This is a genomic window from Winogradskyella sp. 3972H.M.0a.05 (assembly GCF_040493455.1).
Classification (GTDB): Bacteria; Bacteroidota; Bacteroidia; order Flavobacteriales; family Flavobacteriaceae; genus Microcosmobacter.
The window spans coordinates 256,737-275,136 of sequence record NZ_JANFDA010000005.1; the positions used below are offsets into that span (position 1 = coordinate 256,737).

Below are 18,400 nucleotides of genomic sequence, written 5' to 3' on the forward strand. Positions count from 1 at the left end.
GGAAAAAATTAAATCTAATTTTTCCTAGCCGTCAACTCCGCAATCTTACAAATTACTTCAGTGGCTTTAATAATACTTTCAACAGGTACATATTCGTAACGACCATGGAAGTTGTGTCCACCAGCAAAAATATTTGGACACGGTAATCCCATATACGATAACTGTGAGCCATCCGTACCACCTCTAATTGGCTTTATGAGTGGTGTAATGTCTAATTGCTTCATGGCTTCTTCTGCGATATCTACGATATGCATTACAGGTTCAACCTTTTCCTTCATGTTGTAGTATTGGTCTTTGATTTCAACCTGTATGGCATCAGTACCTAGTCGCTCGTTAATATCATCAGCAATTTTAGTAAATAAAGCTTTTCTAGCTTCAAACTTCTCTTTATCATGATCTCTGATGATGTATTGCAGCTTGGTTTCTTCAACCTTACCAACGTTACTATACAAATGGAAAAAGCCTTCGTAGCCTTCGGTATGTTCAGGAGTTTCAAGTCTTGGTAAGGCGTTGATAAACTCTGTAGCGATATACATAGAATTCACCATTTTGCCTTTAGCATAACCCGGATGTACAATCTTTCCTTTAATAGTCACCACTGCACCAGCAGCGTTGAAGTTCTCGTATTCCAATTCACCAACCTGGCTACCATCCATAGTATATGCCCAATCTGCTCCAAATTTTTCAACATCGAACTTATGCGCACCACGACCAATCTCTTCATCTGGTGTAAAACCAACTCGGATTTTACCATGCTTTATCTGCGGATTATTAATGAGGTATTCCATTGCAGACACAATCTCACAAATTCCGGCTTTATCATCAGCACCAAGGAGTGTAGTGCCATCAGTAGTAATTAGGGTTTGTCCTATGTATAATTTTAAGTCTTCAAAATAACTTGGCGACAATACAATATTTTCTTCCTTGTTTAGCAAAATATCTGTACCTCCATAATTCTCTATAATCTGAGGCTTTACATTGGCACCTGTAAAATCTGGACTCGTATCAAAATGTGATATAAACCCAATCGTCGGCACCTCATGGTCTACATTACTAGGCAGTGTCGCCATAATGTAAGCGTTCTCATCGATAGTAACATCTTCCATGCCTATCGCTTTGAGTTCATCAACCAGCAAATTGGCCAAATCCCATTGCTTGGCGGTACTTGGTGTGGTTTCTGAATTTGGATCACTTTCAGTATCTATGGTTACGTAGCTTATGAATCGGTCTATGATATGTTGTTTGTCCATGGTTTTTGTTGAAGTTTATACGAAGCTCAAAAATAAGTTATTTTTCATAAGGTTTATGGTAGTGCTTTTCAAATTTGAACCTATTTTTGCACAAATCTTTTTCATGTACAAGCTCATAATAAGACCACTATTATTTTGTTTCGATCCAGAACAAGTACATCACTTTACCTTTAAAACAATTAGAACCCTTCATAAAATCCCTGGCGTATCTGCTTTGACACGTGCAATGTATCAGGTGAACAATCCAAAATTAGAGCGCGAATTGTTTGGGCTGAAGTTTAAAAATCCAGTAGGTCTTGCAGCGGGATTTGATAAAGATGCAAAACTGTTTAATGAGTTGGGAAGCTTTGGTTTCGGCTTTGTTGAAATTGGCACTTTAACACCAAAACCTCAAGTAGGAAACCCTAAGAAGCGTCTCTTTAGACTTAGAGCCGATAAAGGGATTATCAACAGAATGGGGTTTAATAATGGTGGTATTGAAGAGGCTGTAGAACGTTTAAAGAAAAATAAAGGTGTACTCATTGGTGGAAACATTGGGAAGAATAAAGTAACGCCAAACGAAAATGCTACAGATGATTATTTGATCTGCTTCAATGCGCTGCATGAGCATGTTGATTATTTTGTAGTGAATGTGAGTTCGCCAAATACACCGAACCTTAGAGCACTTCAGGATAAAGAACCATTGACAAAGCTGTTGCAAGTTTTGAAAAATGAAAACTCCAAAACTCAAAACCCAAAACCAATCTTACTAAAAATTGCTCCAGACTTAACCAACGAGCAATTACTGGACATTATCGATATTGTAAAGGATACTAAGATTGAAGGAGTTATTGCTACAAATACCACAATTTCTAGAGAAGGCTTACAAAGTGATAATAAATCTGAAGTCGGTGGACTTAGTGGGAAACCGTTAACGAATCGATCTACAGAAGTGATTCGTTTCCTAGCTGAGCAAAGTAACAAGGCATTCCCGATTATCGGTGTAGGCGGGATTCATTCTGCTGAAGATGCTTTAGAAAAACTTGAAGCTGGTGCCGATTTGGTACAGTTGTATACAGGATTTATCTATGAAGGCCCAAGCTTAATCAAGCGCATTAATAAAGCCATATTGAAGCAATAAAAAAGGCTGCCTATTTAGACAGCCCTTTCATAATATATAACTAGGTCTAAAGTTTAATAAACTTTTTCACAACATTTCTACCTTCAGATTTAAGAATCAAGAAATAACTTCCAGCGCTCATTTGAGACACATCGATTTGCTCATTTGAGATTGTTCCTTTTTGGATTTGCTGACCAAGAAGGTTAACCACTTCATAATCCAGCTGCAATGCATTTTGAGACTGAACATTCAATGTTCCTGTATTAACAGGGTTTGGATAGATTGAAATACTATTACTATCAAAATCATCTACAGACAGCGTTCCAGTAATTTGGAAATCATCAATAGCGATATCACTAGTAAATCCAGGACCTCTAATCGCTCTAAACCTTACCTTAATGGTTTGCCCTTGGTAAGATGATAAGTCTATAGTTCTGTTCAAATAAGGATCAGTTTGCAACGTCTGTTGTTGTCCAATGATTGGTGTCGTTACATCCAATACGTAACCAGAGCCAGCATCAATGTCAACATGAAGTTCTCCCATACTGGCACCATACATGTGATATGAAAATTCTAACATAGCATCTGATGCGTTAATGTCAATACAAGGTGAAATGTAAGCCGTTCGGTCTCCAAAATTAGATCCTGTAGCTTCAGCATAGATAAAGATACCATCACCAGCAGGGGAATTATCAGCTATTGGACCTGTATTGTCTGATGGTGTACCACCAGAACTTGCTAGCCAACTAAACGTTGATGAAGGCGACAAGGTTTCTGATATCCAGCCATTACTATTAGAATTTGAAATATCATTGTAATCAACATCTACAGGAAGTGATTCTAAGGCACCAACTTGAATATATTCGAAGTTTACTTTCGAAATAGAGTTAATCCCATCAGACACTGTTAATGCAACATCATATAATCCTGGGCTGTTGTATGTATGAGATGGGTTTTGAGTTGTATAATCGATAACATCATCACCATCTACATCCCATTGCCAAGACGTAGCGCCGACACTATTGTCTGTAAAGTTAACAGTCAAACTAGGATCACACGTTGTGTTTTCGTTTGAAGCAAAATCAACATTAAATGTTGGACACGTATAACCATCTCTGGCAACTTGATAGGTTGCATATATTCTTGCATATTGCTGAGGAGAAAAATAGGTTCTACATACTTTTCTCGAGTAAGACATAATGTTCGTAGGGTCTGGTGCAAACAATTGATTGTTAGCGTCAAAAACAGTACCTATATAATTACAAGCTGCAGTCACATTAGAATACGATAATTGAGGATCTGCAGGTGTATCGCAAATAAAATCTCCTGCAGTTGCACAGTTTGAGCCATCTACAAGCTCATCTGTTAACTGAGAATTGCTTGGTCCGTGAGTATGTTGTAATGCGAAAAAATGTCCCATTTCATGTGGTAAGGTACTTCCATTAGTGGCACAAGAATTATCCATTAAAATAGTATCTGGTCCACCTGGGAAATAAGCATAACCGCATAATCCATTACCGCTACTGCTACTTACAACAGAATTGGTAAAGTAAATATTAATCAAACCACTAACACCATGAGTAGCAGTCATTGCACCTTCATCATCTGTTTCGTAATTGTAATAGTTATCGTCATCTATATAATTAATGCCATCACACAAATAGAAAGACAGGTTAGCATTAGCATAGTAGTTATTCATGTTGGCTATAGCATCATTAAGAGCTGTAACCGACAATCCACCAAAACCTGCACTAGTTCTTATGATATGTGCTTTAATAGGCACAGAAATGACAGCACTCGAATTTCTTTGAAATGCTTGATTCGCTAGAAACTCTTGTTCAACACGTTCTATATCGCTTTTAATGGATTCGTAATAGGCTTGCGCTTCAGAAGAGAACTCAGTGCCACAATTGGCATGTTCCTGTGCATTTAAGCTAAAAGAAGCACAAAAAATGAAACATAAGTAGATTGAAAAATTACGCATAACAGTAGTTTTCATGGTGCATATTTAGGTTAATGTTTCGGCTAATTTAGTGAAATATCTAAAAATTAACGCATTTTATCGAATAAAATGACTCTTCATCCTATTTTAAAGACAAGAAAGAGTGGGTTTGTTTTATCGGCGTAACGAAGCAATTCATCCAAAGAAAAGCTATTCTTTGATAATCTTTTTAGTTATGGTTGCTCCATCATCAAAGAAAAACTTGGCAACATAGATGCCATTGTTTAGCTGACTAAGATTTAAGGATGTATTTCCAGAATTCCCAGTAGTAAATACTACTTTGCCTAATACATCATAGATTACGGTTTGCTCTAAATTGAAACCATTTGGTATGGTAATCTGCATATTGTCTTTCGCAGGATTGGGATATAACTTCACATCTGCGACCTGTTCAAATTCAGAAACACTTAGAACTTGTTGTAATTCGATAGTTATGGTTGCAATTCTTGTTGAGTTAAAGGGGTAACCAGAAGCACCAGCAATATTTGTAATAACGCCTTGTGGGTTGGTAGATGGATTACTAGTAGAATAACCAAATCCATTTTCTGTACCTGCATCATAAGGGAACAAATCAATAGTTAGATTATTAACCCAGTTCCCTCCAGGTCTCAAATCCAAATTGCTTACGCCAATCATCCAGTCTGGACTTGGTGCTATCATTGAAGCTAGAGTTAGCAAAGGAAAATCTTCGCTGACTTCAACACCAGTAAGCGAAGCACCACTGATGGCTGCAAATGGAGAAAAATCTTCATCAAACCATTGGTCTGCATAGCCTTGGCTAATGGCATCCATGACTTCAGCTTCAAAAGCATCATCATCGCCAGATTCTGCTACATCTTCTATACCATCGGTCGCCATTTGACCTTCAGCCCAGAAGACAATACTATTGTTGTGTGTTGCACCAACCAAGTCCGACCAATGCGCATTAGACGGCAGTGTACCGTGGTTTGGAGAGTTCCATGTCGTTTGTACAGAAATATTATATATAGCTCTAGATTGGCTAAAGGCTATAGTTGTACATAAAAGTGTTATTAGAAGTAGTCTTGTTTTCATAAAGTGATAAGTTTAGAGGGTGTGTCGTCATTAGTATGCAAACCTTACACTAATTTTTACACTTTTTGCTTTGCTTATCTTTTTTATCTTTGAGCAGAATGAACAAGCACGTAAAACTCATAGAATGCCCCAGAGATGCAATGCAAGGGATAAAGGACTTTATTCCTACAGAGGAGAAGGTGCAATACATTCAGTCATTACTTCGTGTAGGCTTTGATACCATTGACTTTGGAAGCTTTGTGTCTCCTAAGGCAATTCCTCAAATGGTGGATACTGCTCAAGTATTATCTCAGTTAGATTTGAGTGCAACTACGAGCAAATTATTAGCAATTATTGCGAATACCAGAGGTGCCAATGATGCGGCTCAGCACCCTGAAATTGATTATCTAGGATTCCCGTTTTCTATTTCTGAAAACTTTCAGATGCGTAATACACACAAAACAATTGCGCAGTCTGTAGTGACCCTAACGGAAATCTTAGAAATTGCCAACAAGGCCAATAAAGAAGTGGTAGTTTATATTTCCATGGGATTCGGAAATCCTTATGGAGATCCTTGGAATGTGGACATTGTAGGAGAGTGGACGGAGCGTTTGGCAAAAATGGGTGTTAATATTCTGTCCTTGAGTGATACTATTGGGAGTTCTGATCCTGAAACTATAGATTATTTGTTTTCTAACCTTATTCCTAAATATCCTGATATCGAATTCGGAGCACATTTACATACCACACCATCATCTTGGTTTGAAAAAGTAGATGCGGCTTACAAAGCAGGTTGCCGACGATTCGATGGAGCAATTCAAGGCTTTGGTGGTTGCCCAATGGCTAAGGATGAACTCACAGGAAATATGCCTACGGAGAAGATGCTATCCTACTTCACACAAAGGAGAGCACACGATCTCAATGCCTTGAGTTTTGAGAGTGCTTATAATGAAGCTTCTAAGATTTTTAATCAATATCATTAACTTTTCTAACTCATAATCAATAGGTTATATCCTTGTTTAAAACTTTATTTAAAATTAATCTAAATAAAGTTTGTAGAATAACTTTTCACGTTTACATTTGCATCATTATTTAAAATCAATCTTAATAAAAATAAAACCCAAATGAAAAAACTGGTATTCAGTGTAATGGCTCTAGGAGCTTTATTAACCTCTTGTAGCAACGATGATGATAACAACGGAGATGGAGGAGATCCACAAGTTACAGCTCCAGCAACGTATAGCTTTGAGAGAAACGGGGAAACGTCTGTAAGTTACAGTGGACAAACAACAAGAATCCTTATGGGAGAAGAGCTAATCAGTGCTATGAAAGATCCTGCAAGGACAGAAGCAGAAATCGATGGCATGTTTGCTCACGAAGAGGGAAACAATGACTTCTCGGATGCAGACTTAAACGCTTCTAATAAAAGTGTTCGTGGTAAGACAGCTGCATCGTTCGACTTTTTCTCAGCAAATACTACTGATGCCAATGCCATAAAAGCTGATTTCGATGCCTGGATTGCTGAGCAAGTAAATGATGTATACCCAAATTGGAGTGTGGATGCTACGGCTGGTAATGCAGGGAGAATCCAAGAAGCAGGTGGTGGTTCTTTACGTTATGTGAACGGTAAAGGGTTAGAGCTTAACCAAGCGGTGAACAAGTCATTAATTGGTGCTTTAATGGTAGACCAGATGTTGAATAACTATATAAGTTCTAATGTTTTAAATCAGTTTGAAACAGCTAATGATAGCGAAACGCTTGTAGATGGTAAGAACTATACAGATATGGAGCACGATTGGGATGAGGCATTTGGATACTTATACGGAACAGATAATGCTACTAATCCTCAATTGAATCAGGATAGTTTCCTTAACAAGTACTTATCTAGAGTTGAAGGTGATGCTGATTTTGCTGGTATTGCACAGACTATTTATGATGCATTAAAGTTAGGTCGCGCAGCAATCGTAGCAAAAGATTATGATTTAAGAAACGAACAGGCAGACATTATTAGAGAAGAAGTGTCTAAGGTTATTGGAATTAGAGCAGTATACTATTTGCAACAAGGAAAAAATGCTCTAGAAGCTGATGATTATGGTGCTGCTTTCCACGATTTATCTGAAGGATTTGGCTTTATCTACAGCTTACAATTTACAAGAGTACCAGGAACAAACAATCCATATTTTACGAAGGCAGAAGTTGATGCTATGATTACTCAATTAATGGCTGGTAATGGGTTCTGGGATGTGACTTCAGAAACATTAGATAGTATGTCAGAAGATATAGCCACTAGTTTTGGGTTTACAGTTGCCCAAGCAGGAAGTTGATTTAAGTTAGCCGAAAAAAGTAGTCAAAAATAGTTGGCTACTTTTTTTATTTAAAATGGTTTCAAAAAATTGAGCAGAAGTAATTTATTAATTACATTTGCAGCGTTTATTTAGAATAAATAAAAATTGCTATGATAAAGAAATTCTTTTCCGTTTTAGTTGTTGCAATAGTCATTGTAGCCTGTAGTTCTTCAGATGATGGAGGAGGGAATAATGGAGGTGGAGTCGATCCTACTTTTGATCGTCAAGCCTTATTAACGAATCTTGCTGATAACATTATTATTCCAGCATTTCAAGATTTTCAGACAAAATTAAATGCTCTAGATGTGGCAAGAGGAAACTTTGTGAATGATATATCTCAAAGTAATTTAGATACTTTAAGTGCAGCTTGGTTAGACGCGTATAAAGCATGGCAGTATGTTCAAATGTATACCATAGGTCCTGCAGAACCAATCATTGGAGTAGATGATAGAGGTTTTGTGAGCTTTTTTAATATTTTTCCTGTTACGACTTCACTGATTGAAAATGCTGCTGAAACGGGAAGTTATGACTTGAGTACTGTAGATTATCACCCTGGACGTGGTTTACCTGCGTTAGATTTTTTAATTCATGGTTTAGTTAGCGGTGACGCCTCTGCAATTGATAAGTTTACTACCAATCAAGATGCCAGTGGCTATATAGACTTTTTGACCGATGTGACATCTCAAATGATTAATCTTACAAATACAATAGTTTCTGGGTGGGAAAATACGTCTAGAGATTCTTTTGTTAATAACACAGCTAATAGTATTAATGGGTCATTAAACAAGATAGTAAATGACTATATTTTGTACTATGAAAGTGGCTTTAGAAAAGATAAATTTGGAACTCCTGCTGGGAATTTTTCTATCGACCCACTGCCAGAAAAAGTTGAAGCTTTCTACAAGAATGATGTATCTAAAGAATTGGCTTTAGAAGCTATGACAGCTATTGAAGATTTATTTAATGGTAGAGCTTTTAATGGAGGCGCTGCTGGGCCTAGCTTTAAAACTTATTTAGAGTTTTTAGATCGCTCAGATTTAGTGACAGCTATCAATACACAATTAAGCACAGCTCGTAGTATGATTAGCTCTCTCGATAATAGCTTTTACAATCAGGTTATTAATGATAATACACAAATGACCCAAGCTTATGATGCCATCCAAGCTTGCGTACCATTATTGAAAACGGATATGGCTCAGGCATTAAATATTGCTATTGATTTTAACGATGCTGATGGCGATTAATTTGTGATAAAAGAACATATAAAGAGGTTGTCCTAGGGCAGCCTTTTTTCATATAAATGAACCAAACCATACACACATATCTAAAGAAAACTACGGACATAGCTCCGTTGGTTGTATTTCGTATTGCGTTTGGTCTGATGATGTTTGCAAGCATTATTAGGTTTTGGTATCATAGTTGGATAGAAACCTTATACATTGAGCCAAAATTTCACTTTTCTTATTATGGTTTTGAATGGATAAAGCCCTTGGGAAACTACACTTATATCTTGTTTGTGATTTGTGGATTGTCTGCGCTATTTGTCGCTCTAGGTCTAAAATACAGATTAGCCATAATTACATTCTTCCTAAGCTTTACTTATATAGAGTTGATGGATAAAACCACTTATCTCAACCATTATTACTTTATAAGTATAGCTAGTTTTTTGATGATATTCTTACCAGCAAATGCCTCATTCTCGGTAGATAATTTGCTGTCTAAAAAACAGTATAAGCAAGTTCCAAAATGGACCATAGATAGCATAAAGCTCTTATTAGGTTTGGTCTATATCTATGCAGGCTTGGCAAAAGTAAATTCAGATTGGTTGTTTAAGGCCATGCCTTTGAAGATATGGTTACCATCCAAATATGATATTCCTCTAATTGGTGACACATTGATGCATCAAGAATGGTTTCACTTTGCCATGAGTTGGTGTGGTATGCTTTACGATTTAGCAATACCATTCTTATTGCTGTATAAGCGAACACGTTTGCTTGCATTCGCTTTAGTGGTATTCTTTCATGTCTTTACCAGAGTGCTATTCCCAATAGGGATGTTCCCTTATATTATGATTGTCAGTACGTTAATTTTCTTCGATGCTGGTCTTCATAATAAAATCCTCAATGGTATAAAAAGGCTATTCAAGTCATTAAAAATTTCCATTCAAAGACCAATTGAAATCTTTGAAACTTATAGATATAATGCATTGTCAAAAAGAATCATAGTATCTCTAATAGGACTTTTCTTTGTTGTTCAAATAGTGATGCCATGGCGATATGTATTATATCCAGGCGAATTATTTTGGACTGAGGAAGGCTATCGTTTTTCGTGGCGCGTGATGCTGATGGAAAAAGCGGGATATGCCAACTTTAAAATTGTAGATGGGAAAACAGGGCAGTTTTTCTATGTGGATAATAAAGACTTCCTCACATCATTTCAGGAGAAACAGATGAGTTTTCAACCCGATTTTATCCTTGAATATGCACATTATCTTGGCGATCATTTCGCAAGCCAAGGACATCAAAATATAGAAGTTTATGTCGATTGCTATATAGCACTCAATGGACGATTGAGTAGACCATATATCGATCCAAAAGTAGACTTATACCAACAAAAAGAATCATTTAAACATAAAGACTGGATTTTACCATTTAACGATGAGATTAAAGGATTATAGTATTTTAATAATAGCGCTATGCTTTAGCCTATTCGCCGTAGCACAAAACAAGGTTTCTGGGACAGTTACAGACTCGTCAACAGGTTTGCCTATTGAAGGTGTGGAGGTTTATCATAAAACGAAAGGGCTTCTTACTATTACTAATGATAAAGGCTACTACGAGTTTTCAATTGAAGAAACTAACTATACTTTGGTGTTCTTCACGTATGACTTTAAGGTAAAAGAAGTCAATGTTACTGTGAATGGTGAGATGACCCAAAATATTACACTCGAAACTCTGGCCGAAGAACTTTCCGAAGTGCAAATTTCTGCAAGACGCGCAAAGGTATTTGAGCTTAACAGGTTAAAGGACGTAGAAGAAACGGCGATCTATGCAGGAAAGAAGACAGAGGTCGTTTTGGTAGATCAATCCATGGCAAATATTGCCTCTAATAATGCACGTCAGATTTATAGTCAAGTTGCAGGTTTAAATATCTTTCAGAACGATGACGCAGGGCTTCAATTGAATATTGGAGGTAGAGGCTTGGATCCAAATAGAACATCAAACTTTAATGTAAGACAAAATGGCTATGACATCAGTGCAGATGTTTTGGGATATCCAGAAAGTTACTATACACCACCTGCCGAAGCATTGAAAGAAATACAGGTCGTTAGAGGTGCAGCATCGCTACAATACGGAACTCAGTTTGGAGGATTGGTGAACTTTAAATTTAAAGAACCAAACCCAAATAAAGCAATAGAATTTATTACCAGAAATACAGTAGGAAGCAATGGTTTGTATACCAATTTCTCGAGTCTGAGCGGTACTAAGAACAAGTTTAGCTACTATACCTTTTTCAATTACAAGCAAGGAGATGGATTTAGACCAAATTCAGAATTCGAATCTAAGAACGCGCACCTTCATTTGGGCTATCAAATTTCAGAGAAAACTAAACTATCTGGTGAGCTGACCTATCTAAGATATTTGGCTCAGCAAGCAGGAGGACTTACTGATGCAATGTTCAATGAAAATGCATTCCAGAGTAATAGAGCTCGAAATTGGTTTCAAGTAGATTGGTTAGTGTATAACATTAAACTAGCACATCAATTTTCTGAAAAAACGAATTTTACATTCAACTTTTTCGGACTAGATGCAGAACGAAATGCACTAGGTTTTAGAACCAACAGGCAAGACCAACCAGATGCTTTAGGGGTTAGGGATCTTATTAAAGGAGACTTTAAGAATTTTGGTTTTGAAACACGTTTGTTGAGCAGCTATGAACTTTTCAATAAGAAAGCGACATACCTCATTGGAGCAAAGTTTTATAAATCGAATAATACCGATGTACAAGGCCCTGGAAGTGATGGTATAAATCCTAATTTCGATTTTCAGTTTGATGATTTTCCGAATTATGGAAATCAGTCCGATTACGAAAACCCAAACTTAAATGTTGCCGTTTTTGGTGAACATATTCTATACTTAAATGATAAATGGTCCATTACACCAGGATTTAGATTTGAATATATAAAAACAGAAAGCGATGGCTTTTTCAAGAATATTAATACCGATGCAGCAGGAAATGTAATCTTGAACGAGACAATCTTCTCTGATGATATCAATGAACGTAATTTTGTATTACTCGGTTTAGGCGCAAGCTACAAGCCAAATGAGTTTTTAGAATTTTATGGCAATGTGTCTCAGAACTACAGATCAGTAACTTTTTCTGATATCAATATTACCAATCCGGCATTTATCATCGATCCAAATATTTCAGATGAAAAAGGATTTACATCAGATATAGGCATAAGAGGGAACATCAACAACGCAGTATCGTATGATGTTAATGTGTTTGGGTTGTTTTATAATGATAGAATTGGGTTTATCCAGACAACACAACCCGATAATAGTGTGAAAAATCAAAGAACAAACGTTGGTGATGCAGTAATTTATGGATTAGAGTCTCTCATCGATTTTAACTTGAACAGGCTCTTTCTTGATGCGGATAATCTAAGATTCAATTATTTCATTAATACATCTTTAATCACTTCGGAATATGTGTCTTCCGATGAACCTGGTATAGAAGGCAACAAGGTAGAATTTGTTCCTAATTTGAACTTAAAAACTGGCTTTCGTTTTGCCTACAAAAACTTTCAAACAAGTTTGCAATACACCTATTTATCCAAGCAATTCTCTGATGCTACCAATGCTGAATCTAATGAAGCCGGAATTTCAGGAGTTATTGGGCCAATAGAAGCTTACGATGTTATGGATGCGTCGTTCTCTTACAAATACAAAATGTTCAAGCTTGAAACAGGTGTAAATAATGTACTGGATAATACCTATTTTACCAGAAGAGCTACAGGATATCCAGGACCTGGAATCATTCCATCACCACCAAGAAATTGGTATGTAACCTTAGAAGTAAAACTTTAAACTGAAAATTAATCTTCAGATAATATACATTGGTTAATTTTACCACACGCATAAAATGATACACAATGAAAAAATATCTGATTGCTTTAGTATTTAGTTTTCTCTTCATAGGTACATATTCTCAGTCCGAACTTCTCCAATCTGGTCCAATGGTTGGGTATTCAGATTACAGAGAAGTCTTGATTTGGGTGCAAACCAAAGCCGAGGCAGATGTAAAGATTGAATATATGGCAGAAGGAGAGTCTGGCAAGTTCACACCAACCTACCATACAACTTCAAATAATGATTTTATAGCTAAGCTGTTTCCTACTGAAGTAGAATATGGCAAGAATTACACCTACAAGCTTTATATCAACGACATATATGTGCCGAGAGATTACAAGCTAGAGTTTCAGACACAAACACTGTGGCAATGGCGAACCGATCCACCAGATTTTAGCTTTGCAATTGGATCGTGTTTTTATGCCAATGAACCCAAAGATGATAGACCTGGGACACCTTATGGAGCAGGTTACGAAATTTTCAATAGTATCCTCTCCAAAGATCCAGATCTAATGGTTTGGCTTGGGGATAACACTTATCTCCGCGAACCAGATTTCTTAACAGAACGTGGAATTCGCCATCGTTACAAACATGCAAGATCAACATCAGAGTTACAACCATTATTAGGAAGTGTACATCATTATGCGACTTGGGACGACCACGATTACGGACCAAACGATGCAGATGCGTCTTATGCCAATAAAAAAATAACTGAAAAAGCATTTAACGATTATTGGGGAAATCTCAATACAGATGCTGCAGGAGTAGGAGGCATTACTTCACATTTCCTTTGGAATGATGTCGAGTTCTTCATGATGGATGATCGATACCACAGAGACCCAAATCGTAAGCTAACACAAGACAAAGCATATTTGGGTGATGCCCAATTAGATTGGTTAATCAGAGCATTAACAGCAAGCAAAGCAACATTTAAAGTAGTATGCATTGGAGGTCAGACGATTTCTAATGCAGCCGTGTATGAGAACTATGCTACCTATACTGAAGAGCGCCAAGAGTTATTAAAAAGACTACATGAAGAGAAAATTCAAGGTGTTATTTTTATGAGTGGTGACAGACACCATACGGAGATTTCTAAAATGGAACGATTCAATGCCTATCCTCTGATAGATATTACCTGTTCGCCATTAACCTCTGGTATCCACAATCCGAGAGATGAAGGCAATACTAATCAGGTAAAAGGTAAGACGTTTTATAAAAGAAACTTTGGTATTGTTAATGTTTCTGGTCCTAGAAAAGAGCGAAGACTCACAGTAACAATCTATAATACTAATGGTGAGAAAATTTGGGATTATTCGGTACAAGTCAGTGAGCTTAGATATAAGGACTAAGTAACGATTTCTTAAAGTTATTTTGTGAGCGTTAATTAAAGTCACGTTCAATTTTAGTTGTATATTTGCATGCAATTATAATCGTAATTGCATCATGTTAGCACATCAAAACAAGATAGTAGGTGAAGGTCTCACTTACGATGACGTCCTTTTAGTACCAGCTTTCTCTGAAGTTTTACCACGCGAAGTTAATATTCAAACAAAGTTTACAAGAAACATTACAATCAATGTTCCTATTGTATCTGCTGCTATGGATACAGTGACAGAGAGTAGAATGGCGATTGCTATTGCTCGTGAAGGTGGTATTGGTGTGTTGCACAAAAACATGACTATTGAGCAGCAAGCCGCTAAGGTAAGAAAAGTAAAGCGTGCAGAAAGTGGAATGATTATCGATCCGGTAACGTTACCACTAACAGCTATTGTTGCAGATGCTAAGATGAACATGAAGGAACATAGCATAGGAGGAATTCCGATAGTAGATAATGAAGGGATCCTGAAAGGAATTGTTACAAACCGCGATTTACGATTCGAGAAAAACAATCAAAGGCCAATTGTTGAGGTCATGACCTCAGGAAATCTGGTCACTACTGGAGAAGGTACTTCTTTAATTGATGCAGAAGAAATTCTTCAAGAGAATAAAATTGAAAAACTTCCTGTTGTTGATGAAAACAACAAACTTATAGGGCTTATTACATTTAGAGATATTACAAAGCTTACCCAAAAGCCTATTGCTAATAAAGATGGATATGGTCGTTTGCGAGTGGCAGCAGCTGTTGGAGTTACCGCAGATGCTTTAGAAAGAGTAGAAGCTTTGGTAAACTCTAGTGTCGATGCCATAATTATCGATACTGCTCACGGCCATACTAAAGGTGTGGTTAGTGTGCTTAAAGATGTAAAAGCTAAGTTTCCAAACCTAGATGTTGTCGTTGGTAATATTGCCACAGCCGAAGCTGCTAAGTATTTAGTAGATGCTGGAGCTGATGCGGTAAAAGTAGGTATTGGTCCAGGCTCTATTTGTACAACCCGAGTTGTTGCAGGTGTTGGTTTTCCTCAGTTCTCAGCAGTGTTAGAAGTTGCTGCAGCTATAAAAGGTAGTGGCGTTCCTGTGATTGCTGATGGAGGTATTCGTTATACAGGTGATATTCCTAAGGCTATTGCTGCAGGTGCAGATTGTGTGATGCTAGGTTCGCTCTTAGCAGGAACAAAAGAATCACCAGGAGAGACTATTATCTATGAAGGCAGAAAGTTCAAGTCTTACAGAGGTATGGGTTCTGTTGAAGCTATGAAGCAAGGAAGTAAGGACCGCTATTTTCAGGATGTGGAAGACGATATCAAAAAGTTAGTTCCAGAAGGTATTGTAGGAAGAGTGCCTTATAAAGGTGAACTTTTTGAAAGCATTCATCAATTTATAGGTGGGCTTAGAGCAGGTATGGGCTATTGTGGCGCAAAAGATATTGAAACGCTTAAAGACACAGGTCGCTTTGTAAAGATTACCTCAAGCGGAATTAATGAAAGTCATCCACACGACGTGACCATTACCAAAGAAGCACCAAATTATTCTAGGTAATTAGCATTCTGATAGTATTGTATATTAAAAAAAGCATAAGATAATTTACCTTATGCTTTTCATTACTATTTGTTAGAATTATACGGTTGTTTTATTCTTTTCCGAGTAATTTATTTATGTTCCTTTCAATAATAAGCGTAGTAATTGCAGAATAAGAAACAGTACTAAAAGCTATTTTAGAGTCTTTATCAATGACAACATGAGTTGGGTATCCAGATATTTTATAGCTGTCTGCTACATTTTTGCTATTTGGAAACATAGTGTACTTAAACTCGGTTTTTTCTAAAAACGGATCCAGTTTAGAATTATCATCAAGGGCAAACCCGAGGAAAACAACATCTTCGGCACTGTATTTTTCTACTAAAGTATTCAACTCAGGGATTTCTACTTTACAAGGTTTGCAGTCTGTAAACCAAAAGTTCATTACGATGACTTTTCCCTTTAGGCTTTGTAATGAATATTTTTTGCCATTGATATCTGTGATTTCAAAATCTGGAGCTGAAGAGCCTTCAACAAGATTAGGGTTGGCCATTGCCTTAACTAAGGCATCAAAGGATTCGCTATTATTATCAATTTCTTCAGGAATAGGCTTCAGACTAATATTTTCTTCTATACTGACAGGCCTTAAAACGATAGCCTTTATATCCCCGTTATTGTCTACGTAAAGATCAGGGAGATATTTTTGAGACATCATTGCTTGTAAGACTTGTACATCAGTTAATTTTTGACCAAACGTATTGTATACTGGGTATTTGTCAGGTTCAATGTTAACATCAGGCATTTGTAAAAGATCAACTTTTGTTAGTCCTTTAAGATGGTCATTTTGTGCTGAAAGTAAGGTAAGGTTTAGATTGATTAATAGAACTACTAGTGTAAAAATTCTTGTGTACATCATAAGTTCATATTTCTTGCAAAGAAAATGGAAGAATTTACTTACAGCAAATTTTGTGTGTTAATTAGTGTTAACTGAAGCTGATTACTTTAAGAATTTGATTATCAACTTGCTATTGAAATACCTTTTCTGTCATTGTATTTAAATATCATCGTCTCTGGCTATTCTTACTTGTCCTCTTGTAAATCTTACCATAAAAGTAATTCTACTATCTACAGGGCTTCCATTATCAAAAGCTGTAGTCCAGGGGTTCAAGTCTTTGAAAACTTCTTCAAGAGTCCTAGCAACTTTCTTGTGTATTCCGATAACTCTAAGTGTGGAGACTTCAGCAATTTGTGATCTACAGTTTACTTTACAAGTTAAAAATACCTGGCCATTCAGAGTATTATAATCTGGGATATTAGAAATAATCAAAGGTAATAATTGGTCGTCCGTAATTAATAGTCTTGCTCTTGTTGTAGGAGCCAAGACTTCTAAATCGCAAGCAGGAAACATAGAGCCATCAGAAGCTTTTCCAAATTTCCATTCATCTTTGTCAGAATAATAGGTGGCAATAGCTCGGTCTTGCAACTCCTTTGTGAAGATAATCCTGTCCAAAACAAGTTTTTTTTGATTTGGGTTATACTTGTAATATTTCCATGCTTTACCATGAATAATAAGTGTTCCATCGCTATGTAAATCTTCAATAAACGTTTTCCCTTTAGGAATAGTGACACTTTCCGGAAGGTCTTTACTATCTATAATGATATATTTCCTACCATTCTTATTAAAGAATACAGTTTCTACTTTATTTAAGTTTGAAGTTTTTAGTGTGATATGACCAGTCTGATTTTTGGATAGTGAATTATTGACTGTCAAATCTGAAGTAAACTCTGAAGACCCTAAATAGAAAAGTGTTTTGGGATCTACTTTATATATAGAATCCAATTCTATAAACGTACGTTCAGAAAGATCTGTTGGCTCCACTTCGAACGTTAGTTTTACTGCTTCTTTTGCAGGATTGAATTGGTTAACATCTTGAGCAAAAAGATTTTGAACAAATATTAGAATTAGTATGGTTGCCAAAAACTTCATTACTCTTAACGATTTAGCTGCTTAAGAATTTGAATTATAAATCAGAAACGGAATCTCCTCTTTCAGCAAAATTCTTAAAATCAGTTAGGTATTTTAAGGTTTGCTTTTTAAAGGCTCTAGGCATCAGGAAAGTCATGACACGCATCATGAAATTTGTTGGTAAAAATTCACTTTCACTAATCCATTGTGTGTGACCTTCAGAAGTTTCTTTAAAATAATTTTTTTGAATATTGTGCATGCCTTTGGTGTTGTATGTAGCATGAAACTCGTCAGGGAAATTACGTTTTGTGACGGTTTCCATAAGTTCCATCTTACGTTTTCCAAATTGATAGTTTAGGCGCATTTTGGAACCAAATTCACCAGGCGTTCCAGAAACATGTTCTACACTAGTAAGACCACGTTGCCAGTGTTTTATGTTATCCATATTGTCTAGCTTTTTGATAACCTGATCTCTAGGAAGTTCAATGGTAATTTCAGTAGTGTATTTCATATATATAAGTTAGGCTGGTTAATGAATGCAATTTAAAGATAATGTTTTATCCAAACTCTCAAAAAAGCTTTAACACAATGCTTATATATTTCACCCGAAACAATATACGATTATTGACATACTCTCGTTAACAAATTGCATATTGCAAAATAGGCTAATTGTCTTATT

At 36.5% G+C, this 18,400-nt stretch carries 14 protein-coding genes; 8 read left to right on the forward strand and 6 right to left on the reverse strand.

The features are described 5' to 3' along the window. Window positions 1-14: 14 nt before the first annotated feature. Complete coding sequence (pepT, locus tag NCE97_RS12025; RefSeq protein ID WP_353779518.1) at window positions 15-1,250, reverse strand: peptidase T; 1,236 nt, start codon at window positions 1,248-1,250, stop codon at window positions 15-17. A 103-nt stretch (window positions 1,251-1,353) separates the two neighbouring features. Between pepT and NCE97_RS12030 the strand changes: the two genes are divergently transcribed. Beyond that, window positions 1,354-2,370 carry a quinone-dependent dihydroorotate dehydrogenase gene (locus tag NCE97_RS12030; RefSeq protein ID WP_353779519.1) on the forward strand — a complete coding sequence of 339 codons (1,017 nt, stop codon included), beginning with the start codon at window positions 1,354-1,356 and terminating at the stop codon, window positions 2,368-2,370. A gap of 46 nt (window positions 2,371-2,416) precedes the next feature. Here the strand turns inward: NCE97_RS12030 and NCE97_RS12035 are convergent, their stop codons facing one another. Together NCE97_RS12035 and NCE97_RS12040 are read right to left on the reverse strand one after the other, a co-directional pair. Then, the gene (locus NCE97_RS12035; protein ID WP_353779520.1) at window positions 2,417-4,348 is read right to left on the reverse strand and encodes a T9SS type A sorting domain-containing protein; all 1,932 of its coding nucleotides are present in this window, start codon (window positions 4,346-4,348) and stop codon (window positions 2,417-2,419) included. 153 nt (window positions 4,349-4,501) lie between these two features. Beyond that, window positions 4,502-5,404 carry a spondin domain-containing protein gene (locus NCE97_RS12040; protein ID WP_353779521.1) on the reverse strand — a complete coding sequence of 301 codons (903 nt, stop codon included), beginning with the start codon at window positions 5,402-5,404 and terminating at the stop codon, window positions 4,502-4,504. A 98-nt stretch (window positions 5,405-5,502) separates the two neighbouring features. On the opposite strand from NCE97_RS12040, the gene NCE97_RS12045 reads away from it, so the two are divergent. The 7 genes from NCE97_RS12045 to guaB all read left to right on the forward strand — a co-directional run bounded on the left by NCE97_RS12045 (window position 5,503) and on the right by guaB (window position 15,776). Continuing rightward, on the forward strand, window positions 5,503-6,366 hold the full coding sequence (locus NCE97_RS12045) for a hydroxymethylglutaryl-CoA lyase (protein ID WP_353779522.1): 864 nt from the start codon (window positions 5,503-5,505) through the stop codon (window positions 6,364-6,366). Window positions 6,367-6,507: 141 nt separating this feature from the next. Then, complete coding sequence (locus NCE97_RS12050; protein WP_353779523.1) at window positions 6,508-7,707, forward strand: DUF4856 domain-containing protein; 1,200 nt, start codon at window positions 6,508-6,510, stop codon at window positions 7,705-7,707. Window positions 7,708-7,838: 131 nt separating this feature from the next. After that, window positions 7,839-8,972 (forward strand): imelysin family protein, encoded by a 1,134-nt coding sequence (locus NCE97_RS12055; protein WP_353779524.1) that lies wholly within the window; start codon window positions 7,839-7,841, stop codon window positions 8,970-8,972. Window positions 8,973-9,028: 56 nt separating this feature from the next. Then, entirely contained in the window at window positions 9,029-10,405 is a 1,377-nt protein-coding gene (locus NCE97_RS12060; protein WP_353779525.1) for an HTTM domain-containing protein, read from the forward strand. Beyond that, complete coding sequence (locus NCE97_RS12065) at window positions 10,386-12,818, forward strand: TonB-dependent receptor domain-containing protein (RefSeq protein ID WP_353779526.1); 2,433 nt, start codon at window positions 10,386-10,388, stop codon at window positions 12,816-12,818. The genes NCE97_RS12060 and NCE97_RS12065 overlap by 20 nt, the downstream gene beginning before the upstream one ends. A 65-nt stretch (window positions 12,819-12,883) precedes the next feature. Further along, on the forward strand, window positions 12,884-14,209 hold the full coding sequence (locus NCE97_RS12070) for an alkaline phosphatase D family protein (RefSeq protein ID WP_353779527.1): 1,326 nt from the start codon (window positions 12,884-12,886) through the stop codon (window positions 14,207-14,209). 94 nt (window positions 14,210-14,303) lie between these two features. Then, window positions 14,304-15,776, forward strand: coding sequence for an IMP dehydrogenase (gene guaB / locus NCE97_RS12075; protein ID WP_353779528.1), 1,473 nt, complete (start codon window positions 14,304-14,306; stop codon window positions 15,774-15,776). A 91-nt stretch (window positions 15,777-15,867) separates the two neighbouring features. Here guaB and NCE97_RS12080 read toward each other — a convergent pair whose 3' ends face one another. From NCE97_RS12080 to NCE97_RS12090, 3 genes are all read right to left on the reverse strand, one after another. Then, entirely contained in the window at window positions 15,868-16,671 is an 804-nt protein-coding gene (locus tag NCE97_RS12080; RefSeq protein ID WP_353779529.1) for a TlpA family protein disulfide reductase, read from the reverse strand. A gap of 138 nt (window positions 16,672-16,809) precedes the next feature. Beyond that, window positions 16,810-17,742 carry a hypothetical protein gene (locus tag NCE97_RS12085; RefSeq protein WP_353779530.1) on the reverse strand — a complete coding sequence of 311 codons (933 nt, stop codon included), beginning with the start codon at window positions 17,740-17,742 and terminating at the stop codon, window positions 16,810-16,812. 34 nt (window positions 17,743-17,776) lie between these two features. Further along, window positions 17,777-18,232: an SRPBCC family protein gene (locus NCE97_RS12090; protein ID WP_353779531.1), complete on the reverse strand. Its 456-nt coding sequence runs from the start codon at window positions 18,230-18,232 to the stop codon at window positions 17,777-17,779. Window positions 18,233-18,400: the final 168 nt, after the last annotated feature.